Below are 17,114 nucleotides of genomic sequence, written 5' to 3'. Positions count from 1 at the left end.
TGATTCATGCTTAACGCACGCATATGTTTGTGTCTTGCGCCGATGGTTCTGGTGGGCTGCGCGGGTGTGGAAAGTGACTCGCCACCGGAGTACGTCAAGATTGAGCCTATTGAGTATCCGGAGGTGACCGTATCGTCGGCGCCGACTACGGGCAGCCTTTACGCCGCTAATCGCAGCATGTTTTTGTTCGAGGATGTGCGTGCCCACGAGATCGGCGACATCGTGAGTGTCGTGCTGGTTGAGTCCACCTCGGCCACAAAGAGCGCTGACACAGACGTAAACAAAGACGGCAGCGTGAGCATTGTTGACCCCACAATCTTTGGCGCTCCAGTCACTATTAATGATGGGCGCTACAACCTCGGGTCAGAGTTGTCCTCTTCGAGTTCTTTTGAAGGCGATGGCTCCAGTAACCAAAGCAACCGACTTGATGGCTCTATCGCCGTGCAGGTATCTCGGGTTCTGCCAAATGGAAATCTGCAGATACAGGGCGAAAAGTGGATCAAGATCAATCAAGGGGATGAGTACATCCGGCTGCGCGGCATTGTTCGTCCAGAGGACCTCAGTCCGACCAACACCATCCCATCTACTCTTGTTGCTGATGCGCGGATCTCCTACGGCGGTACCGGTATTCTCAATGAAAGCAACACCCCAGGTTGGCTGACGCGCTTCTTTATGAGCCCGTTGATGCCTTTCTGAGGCTGAAGGAACCCGTTATGCAAATGTTCAAGCGCCTCCAGGCACTGCTACCAGCGTTACTGACGCTGCTTGTTTTTACAGCACCGGTACAGGCCGAGCGTATAAAAGATATTGCGGGCATTGCCGGCGTCAGGCCTAACCAGCTGGTCGGGTACGGCTTGGTTGTCGGTCTGGATGGTAGTGGTGACCAGGTGATTCAGGCGCCGTTCACAATCCAGAGTTTGAAGAGCATGTTGGCTCAGTTGGGCGTCAACGTACCCGCCAACGTAAATCCCCAGTTGAAAAACATTGCGACGGTGATGGTCACCGCCGAGCTCCCTGCGTTTTCAAAACCCGGTCAAACCATCGATGTCACCGTATCCTCTTTAGCCAACGCCAAAAGCTTGCGCGGCGGCCAGTTGCTGATGACGCCGCTTAAGGGCCCCGATGGTCAAACCTATGCCCTTGCTCAAGGCTCAATGATTGTGAGCGGCTTTGGTGCCGAAGGTTCTGATGGTTCCAGCGTCACCGTTAACGTCCCCAGTGCGGGTCGCATACCCAACGGCGCGATTGTAGAGCGCGGCGTGCCCACGCCTTTCGGCACCGAGCCCGTGATGGTGATGAATCTCAATACTCCGGACTTCACCACTGCGCAGCGCGTGGCCACCAGCATCAACGAAAGTATGGGGCCCGGAGTCGCTCGTCCTATGGATGCGGTATCTATTGAAGTTCAGGCCCCCCGAGATCCTGCGGACAAAGTGGCATTCGTATCATTGCTTGAAAATCTGTCTGTTGATCCAGCTGCCGCAGCCGCCAAGGTTGTGGTGAACTCGCGTAACGGCACCATCGTGATTGGTGATCGGGTGCGTGTTGAGAGAGCAGCGGTCGCTCACGGTAATCTGACAGTCACGATCTCGGAAAACCTCAACGTCAGTCAGCCCGGCGCCTTTGCAAGTGGCGGGCAAACGGCAATTACGCCTGATTCCGAGGTGAGCCTGGCAGAGGAGAGCGCCAGAATGTTCCTTCTTGAGCCCGGCATCACTCTGCAGGAGCTGGTCACAGCCGTGAACAAAGTCGGTGCGGCGCCCGGTGATCTCATCGCGATTCTTGAAGCCCTGCAGCAAGCCGGCGCTTTGCGCGCCCAGCTGATCGTTATTTAGACCATGCAATCTCAAGCTGTTTACAACGACTTCAATGCCTTGGCGAATTTGCGCTCTGATGCCCGTCAGAACGCCGATGGCACCCTCGAAGACGTCGCAAAACAGTTTGAGTCCCTCTTTGTGCAAATGATGCTGAAGTCCATGCGCGATGCGACGACGCAGGGTGGCTTGTTTGATAGCGATCAGATGGAGAGCTATCAACAGATGCATGACCAGCAGTTGTCGCTGGACCTTGCATCGCGCGGAGGTATTGGTCTGGCTGATGTGCTTGTACAGCAGCTTCGCTCAGATCGTGCCGCAGCTGAGGCGGGGGCGGCGGACGGTGTGGTTGACCTGAGGATGCCTGGGCTTAGCGCAGCAAACGCGGCGGCGTTTAACGTGCAGCCTTATCTGGAATTTCGAGTGCCTTCTTTGCAAAGTGCACCGACGGTAGCTGAGGCCGCGCCGCTATCAAATGCGCAGCCTTGGACGCCATCTACTCCTCAGGAGTTTGCAGAGCATTTACGACCCCTGGCTGTTGATGCCGCAAACGAGTTGGGTGTGAGCGCCGAAGTATTGCTGGCACAGGCTGCCCTGGAGACAGGCTGGGGCAAGCACGTAAGTAGTTCAGTAAACGGCAGTAGTAACAACTTGTTCAATATCAAGGCTGGCTCGGATTGGGAAGGACCAACGGTAACCGTCCAAACGCTGGAGTATCGTGAGGGCGTGGCGGTTCGTGAGACTGCACAGTTTCGGGCCTACGCGTCGCCGGCAGAGTCCTTTGCGGATTATGTTTCGCTTATAAAAGAAAGCCCCCGGTACAGCGCCGCCAAAGATCTGGCTGCTGAACCGGAGCAGTACCTTAAAGAGTTGCAGCAAGCGGGATATGCCACAGATCCGGCCTACGCCGAAAAAATTCTGGCGATTTTGCGTCGGGGTGACCTAAACGGGACGACGGCTGCGCTAAAGAATCCTGCGGATTTGCCGCTAAAGAGCTGACAAGCGCCCCTAATCGGGAGCGCGAGGATGGATAAAGTTTGGCAGACGTACTTAACATTGGCACTTCGGCTTTATTGTCCCTGCAGCGTGCGATTGGCACTACAGGAAACAATATTGCCAACGTAAACACCGAGGGCTATAGCCGTCAGCGGGTGGAGTTCGCTGCGCTTCCGCCTCAGCTGACCGGTGCCGGTTTTGTCGGCACGGGGGTCACCATTGCGGCGATTACCCGCGCTTTTGACCAGTTTTTAGCCGACGATGTGATTGATCGTAGCTCGAGTGCTGCGGGAGCAAGCACTCTGGCGGATCTTTCTGGTCGGGTTGATGACATTCTGGCCAACCCCGATACCGGCTTGGGGCCTGCGATCGATGATTTTTTTGCCGCCTTGCAAGACGTAGCAACCAACCCGGGCTCTTTACCCGAGCGCCAGGTCCTGATCGGTGAGGCCGAGGGTCTAGCCCAGCGTTTCCAGTACCTAAATGACCAGTTCGCAAGCCTCGATCAGGAAGCGAATGTCCGCATCGATACCTCGGTGCAGCAAATCAACGCCTTGGCTGAAGGTATCGCAGACCTAAACGATCGCATCGTAAGCGAGACCGTACGCTCTGGAGGGCAGTCTCCCAATGACTTGCTGGACTCCCGGGATCAATTGATCGCCCGTTTATCGGAGCAGATCGGTGTTACTACGGTGGCGCAGAGTGATGGCGCGGTAAACGTATTGATCGGCAGCGGTCAGGCTTTGGTCGTCGGCAGCAGCTCAACCCAGCTCGAGACATTCACCGACCCTTTTGATGTGCGACGCTTGAACGTGGGTATCTCGGGTCTTGCCGTGCAGTCAGATATCGGCCGGTTTCTGAGTGGCGGCGAGTTGGGTGCAGTGCTGGAGTTTCGCGGCGATATTCTGGACGGAGCGACTACGGATCTGGGTTTGATTGCCACGGGGCTGGCAGCAACCTTCAACGACCAGCAAGCCTTGGGGCTCGATTTAAATGGCAATTTTGGTGGCAACTTCTTCCGGCCGCTAGAGCCCACTACAGTCCCCAATATCAGCAACACCGGTAACGGCGTCGCGACGGCTTCGATTACCGATCCCGTGAACCTAACGGGAGACGAATACCGACTCCGCTTTGACGGCACGAACTACACCCTGACCAACACTACGACTAACGCGAGCAGCACAGGGCCCGGTCCAGCGTTTTCTATTGATGGTGTTGATATCAGCATATCCGGTACGCCAGTGGCGGGTGACGAATTCTTGATTGCGCCGGTGGCTCAGGGCGCCAACCTGTTTGACGTCGCGATTTCTGACCCTTTGGCCTTTGCCGCGGCAAGTCCTGTGCGTACCAGCACGTCTTTGGGTAATGCGGGATCTGGCGTCATTGACGATGCGGCAGTGTCCAGCGTTGCTAACCTGCCCTTGGGCAGCAACATTGTGCTGACCTTTAACCCCGATGCCTTGGGTGCGGGTGTTCCGGGTTTTGATGTCACGGGAATTGCAGGTGGCCCCATCGCTTACGACCCCGGCACTGACGCAAACGGCGTTGAAGCAACGCTTGGTGATATCAGTTTTACCCTCAGCGGCATTCCGGTGAATGGCGATAGCTTCACTATTGAGAACAACGTTGACGGCTCTGGAGACAACCGCAACGCTCTTGCGCTGGCAGAACTGCAGAATGAGCGCACGCTGAATGGCGGAACGGCGACCTACCAGGATGCGTATGCCGCGCTTCTAGCCGATGTAGCAGTGAGCACTCGTCAGGCCAGTAATGCAGCGGCCACAGAGTCTGCCTTGCTGGATCAATCTCGCGCCGCGTTGAGCAGCTCCCAGGGTGTGAACCTTGATGAAGAGGCCGCGAACCTAATCCGCTACCAACAGGCCTATCAAGCGGCAGCTCGTGTGATTGCTGTCGCCGACGAAGTTTTCCAAACACTGCTCAACGCGACCGGTCGTTAGGCTTGGCTTAGTTAGAAATAGGAAAGAATAATCAGGTACTCACGAAATGGTTGACCGTCTTTCTACATTGCAGATCTTTCAGTCGGGTATCTCCACGATTCTCGAGCGTCAGGCTGATCTTGCGAGGACGCAGCAAGAGCTATCTACCGGCCGTAGGATACTGTCTCCCTCGGATGATCCTGCGGGCGCCGTTAAGGTTCTGGATATCGAAGAGGATCTTCGTCAGATCGACCAGTATCAACGCAATGCCTCCACGGCCGAAGGGCAACTGGCTTTTGAAGATACTACGTTAAGCTCTGTCACTGATGTGTTGCAGCGGGTACGAGAGTTAAGCTTGCAGGCGAATAATGCAACCATCGGCGCGGAAGGGCGCGCGGCCATTGCGGTAGAGCTCGATAGCCGCCTTGAGGAGTTGGTGTCGCTAGCCAACACTCGTGATGCCAACGACGAGTACATATTTGCAGGGTTTCAGGCGGAGTCAGAACCCTTTAGCCAAAGCGGCGGCCAGGTTACCTACAACGGCGACGATGGCCAGCGCTTCATTGATATTTCGTCTGGTTCTCAGGTGGCTGTTCGCGATTCGGGGTCACGTGTGTTCCTGGCAGTGCCCGCAGGTAACGGTACCTTTGACTTTTCGGTAAGCGGTAACGCGGGAACAGCTGTTGTTTCCAACGCGAGCGCGGACGGTACGTTTGTTCGTGATAGCTATAGCGTTAACTTTATTCAGGCACTCCCTACCGATCCTATTACCTACGAAGTGGTCGATAGTGGCGCCAACGTAGTAGCCACAGGCAACTATGAGTCTGGCGATGCGATCAGCTTTAATGGCGCTACCATTACCGTGGGTGGTGAACCGGTTAACGGCGACAGTATTAGTATTGATAGCACGGCATCGCAGTCGGTTTTTCAGACGGTGCGAGAAATTGCCGACGCATTGCGAAACGCATCGGAAACGCCGGCCAACAATGCAGAGGTCAACAACACCATTGCTAGTGGCCTGCTTAACCTGGATCAAGCACTGGGCAATGTGCTGAGCGTCCAGGCAGACGTAGGTTCGCGACTCAATCGCATTGATAGCCAACAGGCGATTAACGAAGACTTCAATCTTCAGCTGGAAACGAGCCTATCCGAAGTGCAGGACGTAGACTTTGCAGAGGCAATCAGTCGCCTGAACCTGCAGCAGGTGGCATTGCAGGCTGCTCAGCAGACCTTTGTGACCACCCAGCGTCTGTCGCTCTTCGATTACTTTTAACAGTCTTTCCGAGGCTTGTAGCGATTTTTTGGGTCATAGTTGCCTCCGTCGCTTATCTCTTTCTTTTCTTTCATCTCCCTCGCCTCTCTTTTGGTACTTTGATCTGACCGCGTAAATCTCATCTAGACGCCGTTAGCTGGATGTTTTTTGAACAATTTGGGTTTTTTGCGCTAGATAAAGAAAAATTTCCTAGGTTTCACTTTTCGCACTGAATGTTCGAGTGCTTCCTATCCCATTGTTTTATATGGCCTAATCTCGATTTTTCGGCTCGTTAGAGTGACTCTGGAAGAAATTTCGCAAAAAAACATCACGAAACATCAAAAAAACCCTAAAGCTCTTCAAAGACCGTCCGCTAACGTTGTTGATGGCTGATTTGGTGTGTCGAGGTTTTCGTTTCACCAAGGCCAGCAGTGAAACTGACTAATCCTGTGTGAGCGCTAATGCCGCACGCTAACTGAAGCAGAAGGGGACGCATCCATGCCTCAGATTATTAATACAAACATTCCATCGCTGACATCTCAGCGGAACCTCAATACTTCGCAGAACGATGTGGCAACTTCGCTACAGCGCCTGTCGTCTGGTCTGCGCATCAACAGCGCGCGAGACGACGCTGCGGGCCTTGCGATTTCTGAGCGATTCACGACTCAGATCCGTGGTTTGAACCAGGCGGCACGTAACGCAAGCGATGGTATCTCTCTTGCGCAGACTGCTGAAGGCGCGCTTTCTGAGGTGACTAACAACCTCCAGCGTATTCGTGAGCTGGCGGTTCAGTCAGTTAACGCTACTAACTCTGATAGCGACCGTGCAGCGCTTGATTTGGAAGTACAGCAGCGTTTGTCAGAAATCGATCGTATTGCTCAACAGACTTCATTCAACGGCCGAAACGTTCTTGATGGTTCTTTCGGTAGCGCACTGTTCCAGGTAGGTGCAAACGTTGGTGAGACGATTGGTCTCAACTTAACCACTAGTGCGCGAACCGGTGATGTTGGTGCGGTTGCCACAGCAACCTCGGTTAACCTAGCTACCAACTTCGCTGGCGGCGGCTCGGCAGCTACGTTCTCATTTGATGCAGCCGCTGCGAGTGCTTTGGTCGATGACTTTAGTACGGTGGCAGCAGCGACCGGCACAAGCACTATTGCTGTGGATGCGGCCGCTACCGCGTCGGGCAGTTCATTCACGCTCACAAGCTCTTCAGGCGACACCACTACATTTACGTTTGCCGGCTCTAGCGGTGCTACTCCCGCTGTAACCGTCTCCGACGCCGACACTGTGTCTATTGTCTACGACAGTGATACTCCCCTAACTGCAGCTACCACTGGCGATCAGATCCAAGCGGCTATTGAGGCTTACAAGCTTGATGCTACGGGCGATACCCGTTTCGACACAATAACTGCGACTGATGACAATGCTGGCAATGTTACCTTGACGTACAGTGACGCGGGTGCGCCAAGCACTCTCGGCTACAGCTTCGCGTCTACAGGCTTTGCTACAACGGTTGTTCAGGACGCTACCGGTAGCGACGCGGATACATCTCCTAATGCAAGCTTCACGATTTCGGATCCAGGCGGTAACGATTTTGTTGTTACCTTGGACTCAAACATTACCGACGCAGCAGGTGTTCGCGCGGCGATTACTACAGCACTCGGCGCAAGCACAGAACTGACTGTCGGGGGCACAGGTGACACTGTGTTGCTAACTGATGATGCGAACGTTGCAGGATCGTTTTCTATATCTGCCGATGGTGGTTTGTTTGACGCAATAACTCAGACAAGCGTGGCGGGCGCCGCAGATGGTGTGTCGGTCACGGTTGCGGATCTAACCATTCAATTCGGTGATAGCGACGCCATTACAGTTGCAAACGGTACCTACGCGTCATCTCAGGCCTTCACGGATGCGGTCAACTCCGCGCTGGGCAGTAATGGTACGGCCTCTCTTGATGGTGACGTATTGAGTATTGTTTCAGGCGAGGCAGTCACAATAGGTGGCGCAGACGCAGCGACAGTTTTCTCTGCGACAAGTTTTGCTACTGCAGGAAGTCTGAGTACCGCGAGCGTAACGACGGTAGCCAACTCAAATGCAGCTATTCAGTCGATCGACGCAACTCTGTCAACGATCTCTGATTTGCGAAGCACCTTCGGCGCGATCCAAAACCGCTTCGAATCAACGATTGCTAACCTGGCGACGACAACTGAAAACCTGAGCGCCTCACGCTCACGTATTCAGGATGCGGACTTTGCCGCGGAAACTGCTGCACTGACCCGTGCGCAGATTCTGCAGCAGGCGGGTATTTCGATCCTTGCTCAGGCCAACGCTCAGCCACAGAACGTGCTGGCGCTGCTGCAGTAACGGTGAAACGACCATCACTGGCGTCTCTGCAAGTGAGGCGGGCGAAAGCCCCCCTCACTTTTTCGCCTTTTGCGGCAGATGATTCCACACGGTCAGGAGGTAGATGACTATGACTAATCCAGTTAACAGTACTTCGCCTGCGAACACGCAAACCACAGCAACACAGGTTGCGCGACAAGAGTCGCAGGAAAGCGTCAACGTTGGGCGGCAATCGGCTGCCGCAAGCGGCAGCTCAGCGCCAGCGCCCGTTGTACAGGAGGCGCCTCGGCAGTCAGCTCAGGCCCTGTCAGAAGCAACACGCGATATCTCTGAGTATATACAGAGCGTCTCAAGATCTTTGAACATTTCTGTAGATGGAGACCTGGGAACTACGGTAATTCAGGTGGTAGACGCAGAAACAGACGAGTTGGTGCGGCAAATACCGGCTGAAGAGATTCTTCAGATAGCACGTTTTCTGTCCGACCAGCAGGCAAGCGCTGAAGCGTCGGACTCTATTCGTGGCCTGCTCATAGACCAGAACGGCTAAAACGTCGAATAAGCTGCAAGGCCACGCTGCGTGGCATCGATATTGCAGTTTCGAGAGCAACTGGTGAGTCTGGTGTCGCTAAGGCTCGGCGCTGAAGAGGTGAGTGTAGAGTGTCGTATAGACACCCGGCGTGCACTAAACTAACGACGGGGTAGAGCACTCGGCGGCCATCCGACACATAATACGGTAAGTAATCATGGTAGCGGCAACCGGCATAGGGTCGGGATTAGACATCGAAGGCTTAGTCACCCAGCTAGTGGCTGCAGAGCGTGGTCCTACTGAGACTCGTCTAGTTGCGCGCGAGGCGCAGCTGACCAGTCAGCTATCCGCGTTTGGCACGCTCCAAGGTTCCCTTAGTTCACTCCAAAGTTCAGTAGACGCGCTCGCTGATACTGCTACTTTCAGCCAACGATCAGCGAGCAGTAGCAATTCTGATGCTCTAGGTGTTTCGGCAGGCGCAGGCGCCGCGGCGGGCAGTTTCAGCGTGTCTATCGATAGTCTGGCGCAATCGCAGTCTTTAGCCTCGGGTAGTTTCTCCAGTCTCACCGATGTGGTGGGCGAGGGCGAGTTGACCCTGCGGTTTGGTACTGCAGATATTACGGGCGCAGATCCCGGGCCTGAAAGCTTCAATAGCTTCAGTGTCAACGCAGATAGAGCTAGCGCCACGATAACCATCGATTCCAGCAACAACACTTTGCAGGGCGTGCGTGACGCCATTAATGCAGCGGATGCGGGTGTGTCCGCTGCGATTGTGAACGATGGCGAAGGCTTTCGCTTGCTGCTGAGCAGTACTGATACGGGCGCAGATAACAGCATAGAAATTCAGGTCAGCGACACGGGCGACAGTAACAATACCGATGCAGAAGGACTCTCGCGCCTCGCGTTCAATACCGACGCGAACAACTTGTCTCAAACTGTTGCCGCACAGGATGCCAGTTTTAGTATTAACGGCCTTGCGCTCACCAGTGCGAGTAACAATGCAGATGACGTGATTGACGGGGTGAGTCTTACTCTGCAGGCAACGACTGAGGCACCGGTCACGGTCACGGTGAGGGACAATGAGTCCGCCGTGCGAACGGCCATCGAGAGTTTCGTATCGGCGTTCAATAACTTCACCAATGTTTCTTCGAACCTGACTGCTTACGACGCAGAGACTGATCGAGCAGGCGCGTTGCAGGGTGATTTCGCCACGCGCTCAATCATCACTCAGGTTCGTAGCGCGTTGACGGGTTCCTCGAACGGTTTTGAAGGTCCTTTCAGTACATTGGCTGAACTCGGAATAACCACCCAGGCAAACGGCAATCTCGCAATCGATGAGGGCCGTTTGGGCGCTGCGTTACGCGACAACTTTGATAGTGTGGCTGGCGTGTTCGCTCAAGTCGGACAGCCCAACGACAGTAGTGTTGTGTTTGATGGTGCTGGTAGTTCGACGCAGGTGGGCAACTTCAGTGTTGAGGTTACTCAGCTGGCTACTCGCGGCAGTATCGCAGGCGCTGCCATTGTTGCGCCCACGGCCTTAGCCCCGCTGACTATTGATGGTTCTAACGATACCTTACGCCTCACGATCGATGGCGTTTCCACTGATCTCGTTAGTCTGACCCAGGGCGACTTCGATAGTGGTGATGCTTTGGCGGCAGAGCTGCAGTCTCGCATTAACGGTGACGATAATCTTTTAGAGGCGGGTATTGCGGTTAGTGTGACCTTCGATGCGTCAAACCGGCTCCAGATTCAATCAAGCCGTTTTGGCTCCGAGAGTAGCGTCGTCATTGACAGCGTTGCAGCAAACACGACCGGAACGCTCGGCTTGTCCGCGGGTTCTGGTACCAATGGCGTTGATGTGGCCGGCACCATTGGCGGCGTGGCAGCTACGGGCTCGGGTCAAAGCTTGGTAGGGGCGACGGGTTCTGCAAGCGAAGGCATTCGATTGTCGATCATCGGTGGGACTACTGGTTCACGCGGCTCCGTCAACATCTCAAGCGGTGTCGCGGTCAGTTTAAGCGATGTCATCGACCGTTTTCTGGACAGTAATGGCTTGATCGATCTACGCACGGATACCCTCGAGGCCGACGTGGCGCGTATTGAGGAAGATCGCGAGGCCCTTGAAGCTCGTTTAGAAGCCATCGAGGCGCGCTTCAGGAATCAGTTCAACGCTCTCGATATTTTACTGGCAAACTTACAGAGCACTAGCGAGTTCTTAACCACCCAGCTTGCTGGAATTCCGCTACCGGGACAGAACAACAACTAGCGTTAAACGCTATGGAGAGCAGATAGATGAATGGTATGACCGCAATCAGTGCCTATCGCAAAGTCGATGCTCAGAGTGGCATGACCGACGCTAGTCCTCATCAGCTCATTACTATGCTGATGGATGGCGCTTTAAGCCGCATCGCTGGTGCTAAAGGCGCGATGACTCGGGGAGACGTAGCCGCGCAGGGTGAGATGCTGGGTAAGGCTATCAGCATCATCGATAACATGCGGGCGAGTCTGGACATCGAGCGCGGTGGCGAGGTTGCCACGCGACTGCGCGATCTTTACGACTATATGGAATCACGCTTGGTCGAGGCTGCTTCTTCTAAAGATGAAGCCTTGCTTGACGAGGTCTCGGGACTGATGCGCGAGATCAAGAGCGGTTGGGAAGCGATTCCCGAAGAGTATCGAGGCTAACAGGTTCTGTGAACGCGACCCTCACAAGCGCACTCGACGCCAAGGAATCAGGGCAATACCAGCGATTGGCCGGCGTGCTCAATATGACGCGGGATATGCTGGACTGTGCCGGCGCCGGTGAGTGGGATCGCGTGGCTGAACTTGAGCGAGAACGTCGCGATGATCTACAGCAGTGTTTTTCGCAGCCCGTCGATGCGGAACATGGTGAGCTCGTGTCAGAAGCTCTTGCGGTGATGCTTCACCTCAATGATGAGCTCATGGGACTGCTCGCTAATGCCCGCGACGCGGTGCTAGAGCAGGGCGTCAATCAGGCGCGCACGCGATCGGCTCTTGGTAGCTATCAGGATGTTCAATCCTCTAGCTAGTTTTCTAGCCGACCGCTGTTGCCAGGCTCGGTATTTGCTCCCCCCTCAGACCCTTCTTATGCTAGCTTGGAATCTATTGAGTCTGGGCCGTAAAGGTGCGCCTGCGTATGAGTGAGACACCCGCAAAGTCTGAAGGTGGTTTAGCCTATAGCGACAATATCTCCATCGCATGGAGAAAAGTTAATCACGAGCTCGATCAAAAGCATTTGGCTATGGTCAACGCCTCTAACGAGGAGTTTTTGCGGGCGGTTTCGGTGATTGGCGACGCGGGCGGGCAAAAGGATCAGCAAGAAGCTTCTTCGGGTGTGGTCGCGCAAGAAGTCGCGCGTCTGGATCTGAAAGTCAATTTGCTTTTGGATCTCGTCGGGACTCTTATCTACCACCAACTTGATATTCCCGACACCAGTCCGGTGCGCGTATCCGCTGCAGGTGTCGCCTGGAAAGGAGATGTACCGGAGCCAGGTACAACGGTATATCTGGAACTCTACATTCAGCGTGGGCTGCCCAAGCCACTTTGCTGCTATGGCGAAGTGGTATCGACTGCCGAAGAGCACGCCGCGGGCACAGGCAAAGTCCGCTTTACCGGGCTAACCGGGGCGGCGAAGTCGTGGCTCGAAAAGTTGATCTTCAGGCATCATCGCCGGGAAGTGGCCTTTAAGCGATCTTCAGGCGAATAGACGCTGGCTTTAACGGCTTTGTGTGCAGCTCTTACTTGGCAACCCATCTAGCCATTTCGCCCGTGATCTAGGCTCTATTCGCTAGCCAGATGTAGTCGTGTGAGTATCAATCCGTCAAAAAGTTGACTTACGCCGCTAATACTCTGAAACTCCATGCGTTTTTGTTGTGTCGCGTCAGTAATTCACTGTAGCGGTAAAACAGTTGGCCATGACAGTGAATATGTGCGCATCCACGCGTAAACAAGGGGATTAAGCGTGAGTGAAGACGGGTCGGCGATTCTTGAAGCGAGTCGCACATTGGCGCGGGAACTCGTTGGCAGCAGTGCTCAAATTGAAGGGATACGCCGCCTCATTGCTCAGGTAGCGCCGGCGGAGGCTTCCGTTTTGATACTGGGCGAATCGGGCACGGGCAAAGAAGTGGTTGCTCGTGGAATTCACCAACTATCCGATCGCGTGAAGGGCCCGTTTGTGCCGGTCAATTGCGGTGCCATTCCCGGTGAGCTCCTGGAGTCTGAACTCTTCGGTCACGAGAAAGGCGCGTTCACTGGTGCAATAAGCAGCCGCCAGGGACGCTTCGAGATGGCCGCTGGCGGCACCCTCTTCCTCGATGAAATCGGGGACATGCCTCTCCAAATGCAGGTCAAGCTGCTGCGCGTTCTGCAAGAACGGTGTTTCGAGCGTGTAGGAAGTAATAAGACTCAGGATTGCGACGTACGCGTGATCGCCGCGACGCACCAGAATCTCGAGGATCGTGTCGAGGCTGGTGATTTCCGTATGGACTTGTTTTATAGGCTTAATGTATTTCCTATCGACATTCCGCCCCTGCGGGAGCGTGTCGAAGATGTCCCCGCTCTCGTGAGACGCTTTGTGGATCTGATGGAGCGTGACAGTCGCGGCTCGGTGACTCTGGGTGACGACGCCATGGCATGCCTCAAGCGCTATGGCTGGCCGGGTAACGTGCGTGAGCTCTCTAACCTCGTCGAACGTCTGGCGATTCTCCATCCGGAGCAAGAAGTGACCGCGGCGCATCTGCCTGACAAATTTGTTGCCAACCGCAGCGCGAGCGAAACTACAGAAGTCGCTGATATTTTTCTTCGAGGTGATCAGTCTGGGGCGACAGGTGCTACGGCGGGCGGCGCCCCCGAGGTTTCGATCGTTTCCCCAGAATCGACGGGTCGCCTGGACTCGCGAAATACGACGTTGGACGAAGCGCCAGCAGTACTGGCCGAAGAAGGGATGGATCTAAAGACACATCTTGCAGATCTTGAGCGCTCGCTGATGGTACAAGCCCTGGAACAAAACGACTGGGTCGTTGCCCGAGCAGCAAAAATGCTCAACCTGCAGAGGACTACCTTGGTCGAGAAGATGCGTAAGTACGAGATCATTCGTCCCGATGAGGCGCCATAGTCTTGACGCTTCCCCCTTTTGGGTTCCATAAGCATCTGAATTATATAGATAAAATAATAGGCATAGCCTTTGCATAGACCTGTTCCGAGATACCACAACTCAATGGACAGGTATGACGCAGATCTCCACATCAGATGTGGTCGAGCGCCCCGAGAGTGTTCCGCTGGATGAGAACTCCCTAGCTTCGCTCACCGAGGTCTCCCGAGAACTCGATAGCAGTTATCGCACGATGCAGGAACAGGTTTTGCGCCTGCGCACGGAGCTAGCCATCAGTCGCGGCGCACGCCTTCGCGAACTGGCGGAAAAAGAGCGTCTGTTAAATCGTCTTGCGTCTCTTCTGGCTGTACTCCCAGGCGGAGTGATGATTCTTGATCCCGAGCAAACCATTCGCGATGCCAATCCGGCGGCGCTCGATATGCTAGGTGAGCCTTTACTCGGAGAGACCTGGCCTCAAGTGGCCAAACGCAACCCCGAGCTAGATGAGCGGCAGCCCGGGCAACGGCATTTATCTATCAACAGTCGCGCGCTGGATGACGACAGCGAGGACGGAGAGCGAGTCGTTCTGATAACCGACACGACGGAACTCCATGACCTGCAGTTACAGCTGGGCCGGAGGGAACGGCTTGCGGCGCTGGGCGAGATGGCCGCTCGACTCGCACATCAAATTCGAACGCCACTGTCTTCTGCGACCTTATATCTCTCCCAGTTGGGTAGTCATGATCTTCCCCATGTTCAGCGCGATAAGATTAGCGAGCGGTTAGGGGATCGCCTTCAGCACATGGAAGCGCTGATTGAATCCATGCTCAGTTTCGTACGTGGTGAAAATCCTCATATGCAGCCCTTGTTACTGCGGGATGTCATGACCACCCTTGAGACGGCGGTGCGCGAGACTCTGCCACCCACAGTCCATCTAACGGTCACACCCATCGACGACACGCTCGCCTTAAGCGGCGCGAGGGACGATTTGGTTGGGGCTTTGGCAAATCTGGTCAACAACGCCGTGGATGTAGGTGGCGAGTCTGTACGTGTCGACATTTGGGCGGGGGCTACCAGTCACGACTCTTTGCAGATATGCGTGCGAGACAACGGACCCGGTATTCCGTCTGACGTGATGCCTCGACTTTTCGATCCCTTCTTTACGACGCGAACGCAGGGTACCGGCCTGGGTTTGGCGGTCGTGGCCAAAACGGTCAGTCATCACGGCGGAGAAGTGCGGGCCCGCAATCGCGCTCAGGGCGGTGCTGAATTTCTAATTGATCTTCCCCTGCTGGCTACCGAGGAATCCTGCGGTGGTTCTGAGGTAGTCAGCAACCTTGTTAGTGAGGCCAACGAAGAGTCGGATGGCCTTGGTGTTCATTCTCACAGCGGTAGCAAAGGCGAGAGGCCTAGTTCATGAATCAGGCAGCACGAGTACTTATCGTTGAAGACGACGATACGCTTCGCGACGCACTGTGCGACACCATTGAATTTGGTGGTTACCGAGCTGTTGCGGCCGGTAACGGGCGTGAAGCGTTGTCACGCATGGAGAGCGAAAGCTTCGACATGGTGATTAGCGATGTTCAAATGGATGAGATGGATGGCCACGGTTTGCTCCGCGAGGTGCGCAACCGTAAACCAGAGATGCCGTTCGTGATGATGACAGCTCATGGCTCCGTACGTGATGCCGTGTCTGCAATGCGCGACGGTGCTACAGACTACTTGTTGAAACCCTTCGAAGCTCAGGTACTGCTGGATATGGTGGCGCGTATGCAGCCTACAGCTGAGGCTGGTTTGCCGATAGTCGCAGAAGATCCCAGTAGTCAGCAGCTCTGTGCCCTCGCTCAGCGGCTTGCTCCCAGCGATGCGACGGTTTTGATTAGTGGCGAGTCGGGCTGCGGTAAAGAGGTGCTTGCCCGTTTCATCCACAACGAATCAAATCGTGCGGAAAAACCGTTCCTTGCAATCAATTGCGCTGCCATTCCCGAGAACATGCTGGAGTCCATGCTATTCGGTTACGAGAAAGGTGCGTACACAGGTGCTCATCAATCGCGGCCCGGTAAGTTTGAGCAGGCCAATGGCGGATCGCTGCTGTTGGACGAAATCTCCGAGATGGACCTGGGTTTGCAGGCCAAGCTGCTGCGAGTTTTACAGGAACGCGAGGTAGAGCGTTTAGGTGGGACCAAACTGATTCCTCTGGATGTACGGGTTATTGCGACTACTAACCGGCAACTGGAAGACGAGGTGCGTGAAGGCACCTTCAGAGAAGATCTGTACTACCGACTCAACGTGTTGCCGCTCCACCTTCCTCCCCTGAGAGAGCGTCGAGGAGACATTCTCCCTCTGGCAAAGTTGTTTTTGAATCGATACGCCACCGTGCCCGGCGCCTACTTTGACGAGTCGGCAGAGTCAGCATTAGTGAAGCAAGCCTGGCGGGGCAATGTTCGGGAGTTGGAAAACTGTGTGCAGCGGGCCGTCATTCTTGCTCGCAGCAACGTGCTCAGCGAGTGCGACATTGTCTTAGCGGATCAGTTCGAAGTGAGTGCTGATGCCCCAGCGCCCGCCGCTACAGCGCGGCCGGCATTAGAGGGCGATTTAAAGCTCCGAGAGCAGGAGTTGATTCTGCAGGCCTTGGATGCCACCGGCGGTAGCCGTAAAGAAACAGCGGAGAAGCTCGGGATCAGTCCCAGAACACTGCGATACAAATTGGCGCGGATGCGTGAGCAAGGTATTAGCTTGCCGGCGTCTGCATAGGTAGAGCGGTAGTTACGTAGTGATGAGTAGTGATGATTAACAGAGAGAGCGAGTTATGAGCGATATTGCGATCAATCAGGTTATTGCCCAGATGCGTACCATGGCAGCTGCTGCGGGGTCTGAGTCAGCGAGTCCGGAGCAGGTCACCGGGGCGAACTTCTCCAGTCTCATGCAGGATTCCATCGAGCAGGTGAACGCTTCCATGATGGAAGCGAAAGCTCTGGCTACGTCCTTTGAGTCGGGTGACCCCCAAACCTCGGTGACCGAGGTAATGATCGCATCTCAGCGCGCTGGTTTGGAATTTCAGGCAATGACCGAGGTACGCAACAAGCTCCTCAGCGCCTATCAGGAAATCATGAGCATGCAAGTTTGACGCTTC

General features: G+C 55.0%; 15 protein-coding genes. All 15 read left to right on the top strand.

Going from position 1 to position 17,114, the window contains the following annotated elements; translation table 11 throughout:
• Nucleotides 1–6 precede the first annotated feature (6 nt).
• The 15 genes from flgH (at nucleotide 7) to fliE (ending at nucleotide 17,108) form a co-directional block, all read left to right on the top strand.
• A complete protein-coding gene (gene flgH, locus R0137_RS15640; RefSeq protein WP_405273771.1) occupies nucleotides 7–696 on the top strand; it encodes a flagellar basal body L-ring protein FlgH in 690 nt (229 codons plus the stop codon).
• 17 nt (nucleotides 697–713) lie between these two features.
• Nucleotides 714–1,835 carry a flagellar basal body P-ring protein FlgI gene (locus R0137_RS15635; RefSeq protein WP_407327330.1) on the top strand — a complete coding sequence of 374 codons (1,122 nt, stop codon included), beginning with the start codon at nucleotides 714–716 and terminating at the stop codon, nucleotides 1,833–1,835.
• A gap of 3 nt (nucleotides 1,836–1,838) precedes the next feature.
• Entirely contained in the window at nucleotides 1,839–2,813 is a 975-nt protein-coding gene (flgJ, locus tag R0137_RS15630) for a flagellar assembly peptidoglycan hydrolase FlgJ (RefSeq protein WP_407327329.1), read from the top strand.
• Nucleotides 2,814–2,851: 38 nt separating this feature from the next.
• Nucleotides 2,852–4,768 carry a flagellar hook-associated protein FlgK gene (gene flgK / locus R0137_RS15625; RefSeq protein WP_407327328.1) on the top strand — a complete coding sequence of 639 codons (1,917 nt, stop codon included), beginning with the start codon at nucleotides 2,852–2,854 and terminating at the stop codon, nucleotides 4,766–4,768.
• Between the two features lie 46 nt (nucleotides 4,769–4,814).
• Complete coding sequence (gene flgL / locus R0137_RS15620) at nucleotides 4,815–6,020, top strand: flagellar hook-associated protein FlgL (RefSeq protein ID WP_407327327.1); 1,206 nt, start codon at nucleotides 4,815–4,817, stop codon at nucleotides 6,018–6,020.
• A 477-nt stretch (nucleotides 6,021–6,497) separates the two neighbouring features.
• Nucleotides 6,498–8,366: a flagellin gene (locus R0137_RS15615; protein ID WP_407327326.1), complete on the top strand. Its 1,869-nt coding sequence runs from the start codon at nucleotides 6,498–6,500 to the stop codon at nucleotides 8,364–8,366.
• A gap of 109 nt (nucleotides 8,367–8,475) precedes the next feature.
• A complete protein-coding gene (locus tag R0137_RS15610; RefSeq protein ID WP_407327325.1) occupies nucleotides 8,476–8,892 on the top strand; it encodes a flagellar protein FlaG in 417 nt (138 codons plus the stop codon).
• A 196-nt stretch (nucleotides 8,893–9,088) separates the two neighbouring features.
• Nucleotides 9,089–11,137: a flagellar filament capping protein FliD gene (fliD, locus tag R0137_RS15605; protein WP_407327324.1), complete on the top strand. Its 2,049-nt coding sequence runs from the start codon at nucleotides 9,089–9,091 to the stop codon at nucleotides 11,135–11,137.
• 26 nt (nucleotides 11,138–11,163) lie between these two features.
• Entirely contained in the window at nucleotides 11,164–11,556 is a 393-nt protein-coding gene (fliS, locus tag R0137_RS15600) for a flagellar export chaperone FliS (protein WP_407327323.1), read from the top strand.
• 8 nt (nucleotides 11,557–11,564) lie between these two features.
• Entirely contained in the window at nucleotides 11,565–11,921 is a 357-nt protein-coding gene (gene fliT / locus R0137_RS15595) for a flagellar protein FliT (RefSeq protein WP_405272941.1), read from the top strand.
• Between the two features lie 107 nt (nucleotides 11,922–12,028).
• Entirely contained in the window at nucleotides 12,029–12,598 is a 570-nt protein-coding gene (locus R0137_RS15590; RefSeq protein ID WP_407327322.1) for a PilZ domain-containing protein, read from the top strand.
• 255 nt (nucleotides 12,599–12,853) lie between these two features.
• Nucleotides 12,854–14,005 carry a sigma-54 interaction domain-containing protein gene (locus R0137_RS15585; RefSeq protein WP_407327321.1) on the top strand — a complete coding sequence of 384 codons (1,152 nt, stop codon included), beginning with the start codon at nucleotides 12,854–12,856 and terminating at the stop codon, nucleotides 14,003–14,005.
• Between the two features lie 112 nt (nucleotides 14,006–14,117).
• Nucleotides 14,118–15,401 (top strand): sensor histidine kinase, encoded by a 1,284-nt coding sequence (locus R0137_RS15580; protein WP_407327320.1) that lies wholly within the window; start codon nucleotides 14,118–14,120, stop codon nucleotides 15,399–15,401.
• Nucleotides 15,398–16,735: a sigma-54-dependent transcriptional regulator gene (locus tag R0137_RS15575; protein WP_407327319.1), complete on the top strand. Its 1,338-nt coding sequence runs from the start codon at nucleotides 15,398–15,400 to the stop codon at nucleotides 16,733–16,735. The genes R0137_RS15580 and R0137_RS15575 overlap by 4 nt, the downstream gene beginning before the upstream one ends.
• Nucleotides 16,736–16,790: 55 nt before the next feature.
• On the top strand, nucleotides 16,791–17,108 hold the full coding sequence (gene fliE / locus R0137_RS15570) for a flagellar hook-basal body complex protein FliE (RefSeq protein ID WP_407327318.1): 318 nt from the start codon (nucleotides 16,791–16,793) through the stop codon (nucleotides 17,106–17,108).
• Nucleotides 17,109–17,114: the final 6 nt, after the last annotated feature.

The organism is Congregibacter brevis (assembly GCF_045689245.1).
Classification (GTDB): Bacteria; Pseudomonadota; Gammaproteobacteria; order Pseudomonadales; family Halieaceae; genus Congregibacter; species Congregibacter brevis.
The sequence above is the reverse complement of the archived record's forward strand: the minus strand, read 5'-3'. Positions and strand labels throughout refer to the sequence as shown.

Bases quoted from the DNA above. Each gene is read 5' to 3' on its own strand.
- R0137_RS15635 (WP_407327330.1), top strand. From the start codon at position 714: ATGCAAATGTTCAAGCGCCTCCAGGCACTGCTACCAGCGTTACTGACG.
- R0137_RS15590 (WP_407327322.1), top strand. From the start codon at position 12,029: ATGAGTGAGACACCCGCAAAGTCTGAAGGTGGTTTAGCCTATAGCGAC.
- fliD (WP_407327324.1), top strand. From the start codon at position 9,089: ATGGTAGCGGCAACCGGCATAGGGTCGGGATTAGACATCGAAGGCTTA.
- R0137_RS15580 (WP_407327320.1), top strand. From the start codon at position 14,118: ATGACGCAGATCTCCACATCAGATGTGGTCGAGCGCCCCGAGAGTGTT.
- fliE (WP_407327318.1), top strand. From the start codon at position 16,791: ATGAGCGATATTGCGATCAATCAGGTTATTGCCCAGATGCGTACCATG.
- flgL (WP_407327327.1), top strand. From the start codon at position 4,815: ATGGTTGACCGTCTTTCTACATTGCAGATCTTTCAGTCGGGTATCTCC.
- fliS (WP_407327323.1), top strand. From the start codon at position 11,164: ATGAATGGTATGACCGCAATCAGTGCCTATCGCAAAGTCGATGCTCAG.
- R0137_RS15615 (WP_407327326.1), top strand. From the start codon at position 6,498: ATGCCTCAGATTATTAATACAAACATTCCATCGCTGACATCTCAGCGG.
- R0137_RS15575 (WP_407327319.1), top strand. From the start codon at position 15,398: ATGAATCAGGCAGCACGAGTACTTATCGTTGAAGACGACGATACGCTT.
- flgH (WP_405273771.1), top strand. From the start codon at position 7: ATGCTTAACGCACGCATATGTTTGTGTCTTGCGCCGATGGTTCTGGTG.
- R0137_RS15610 (WP_407327325.1), top strand. From the start codon at position 8,476: ATGACTAATCCAGTTAACAGTACTTCGCCTGCGAACACGCAAACCACA.
- flgJ (WP_407327329.1), top strand. From the start codon at position 1,839: ATGCAATCTCAAGCTGTTTACAACGACTTCAATGCCTTGGCGAATTTG.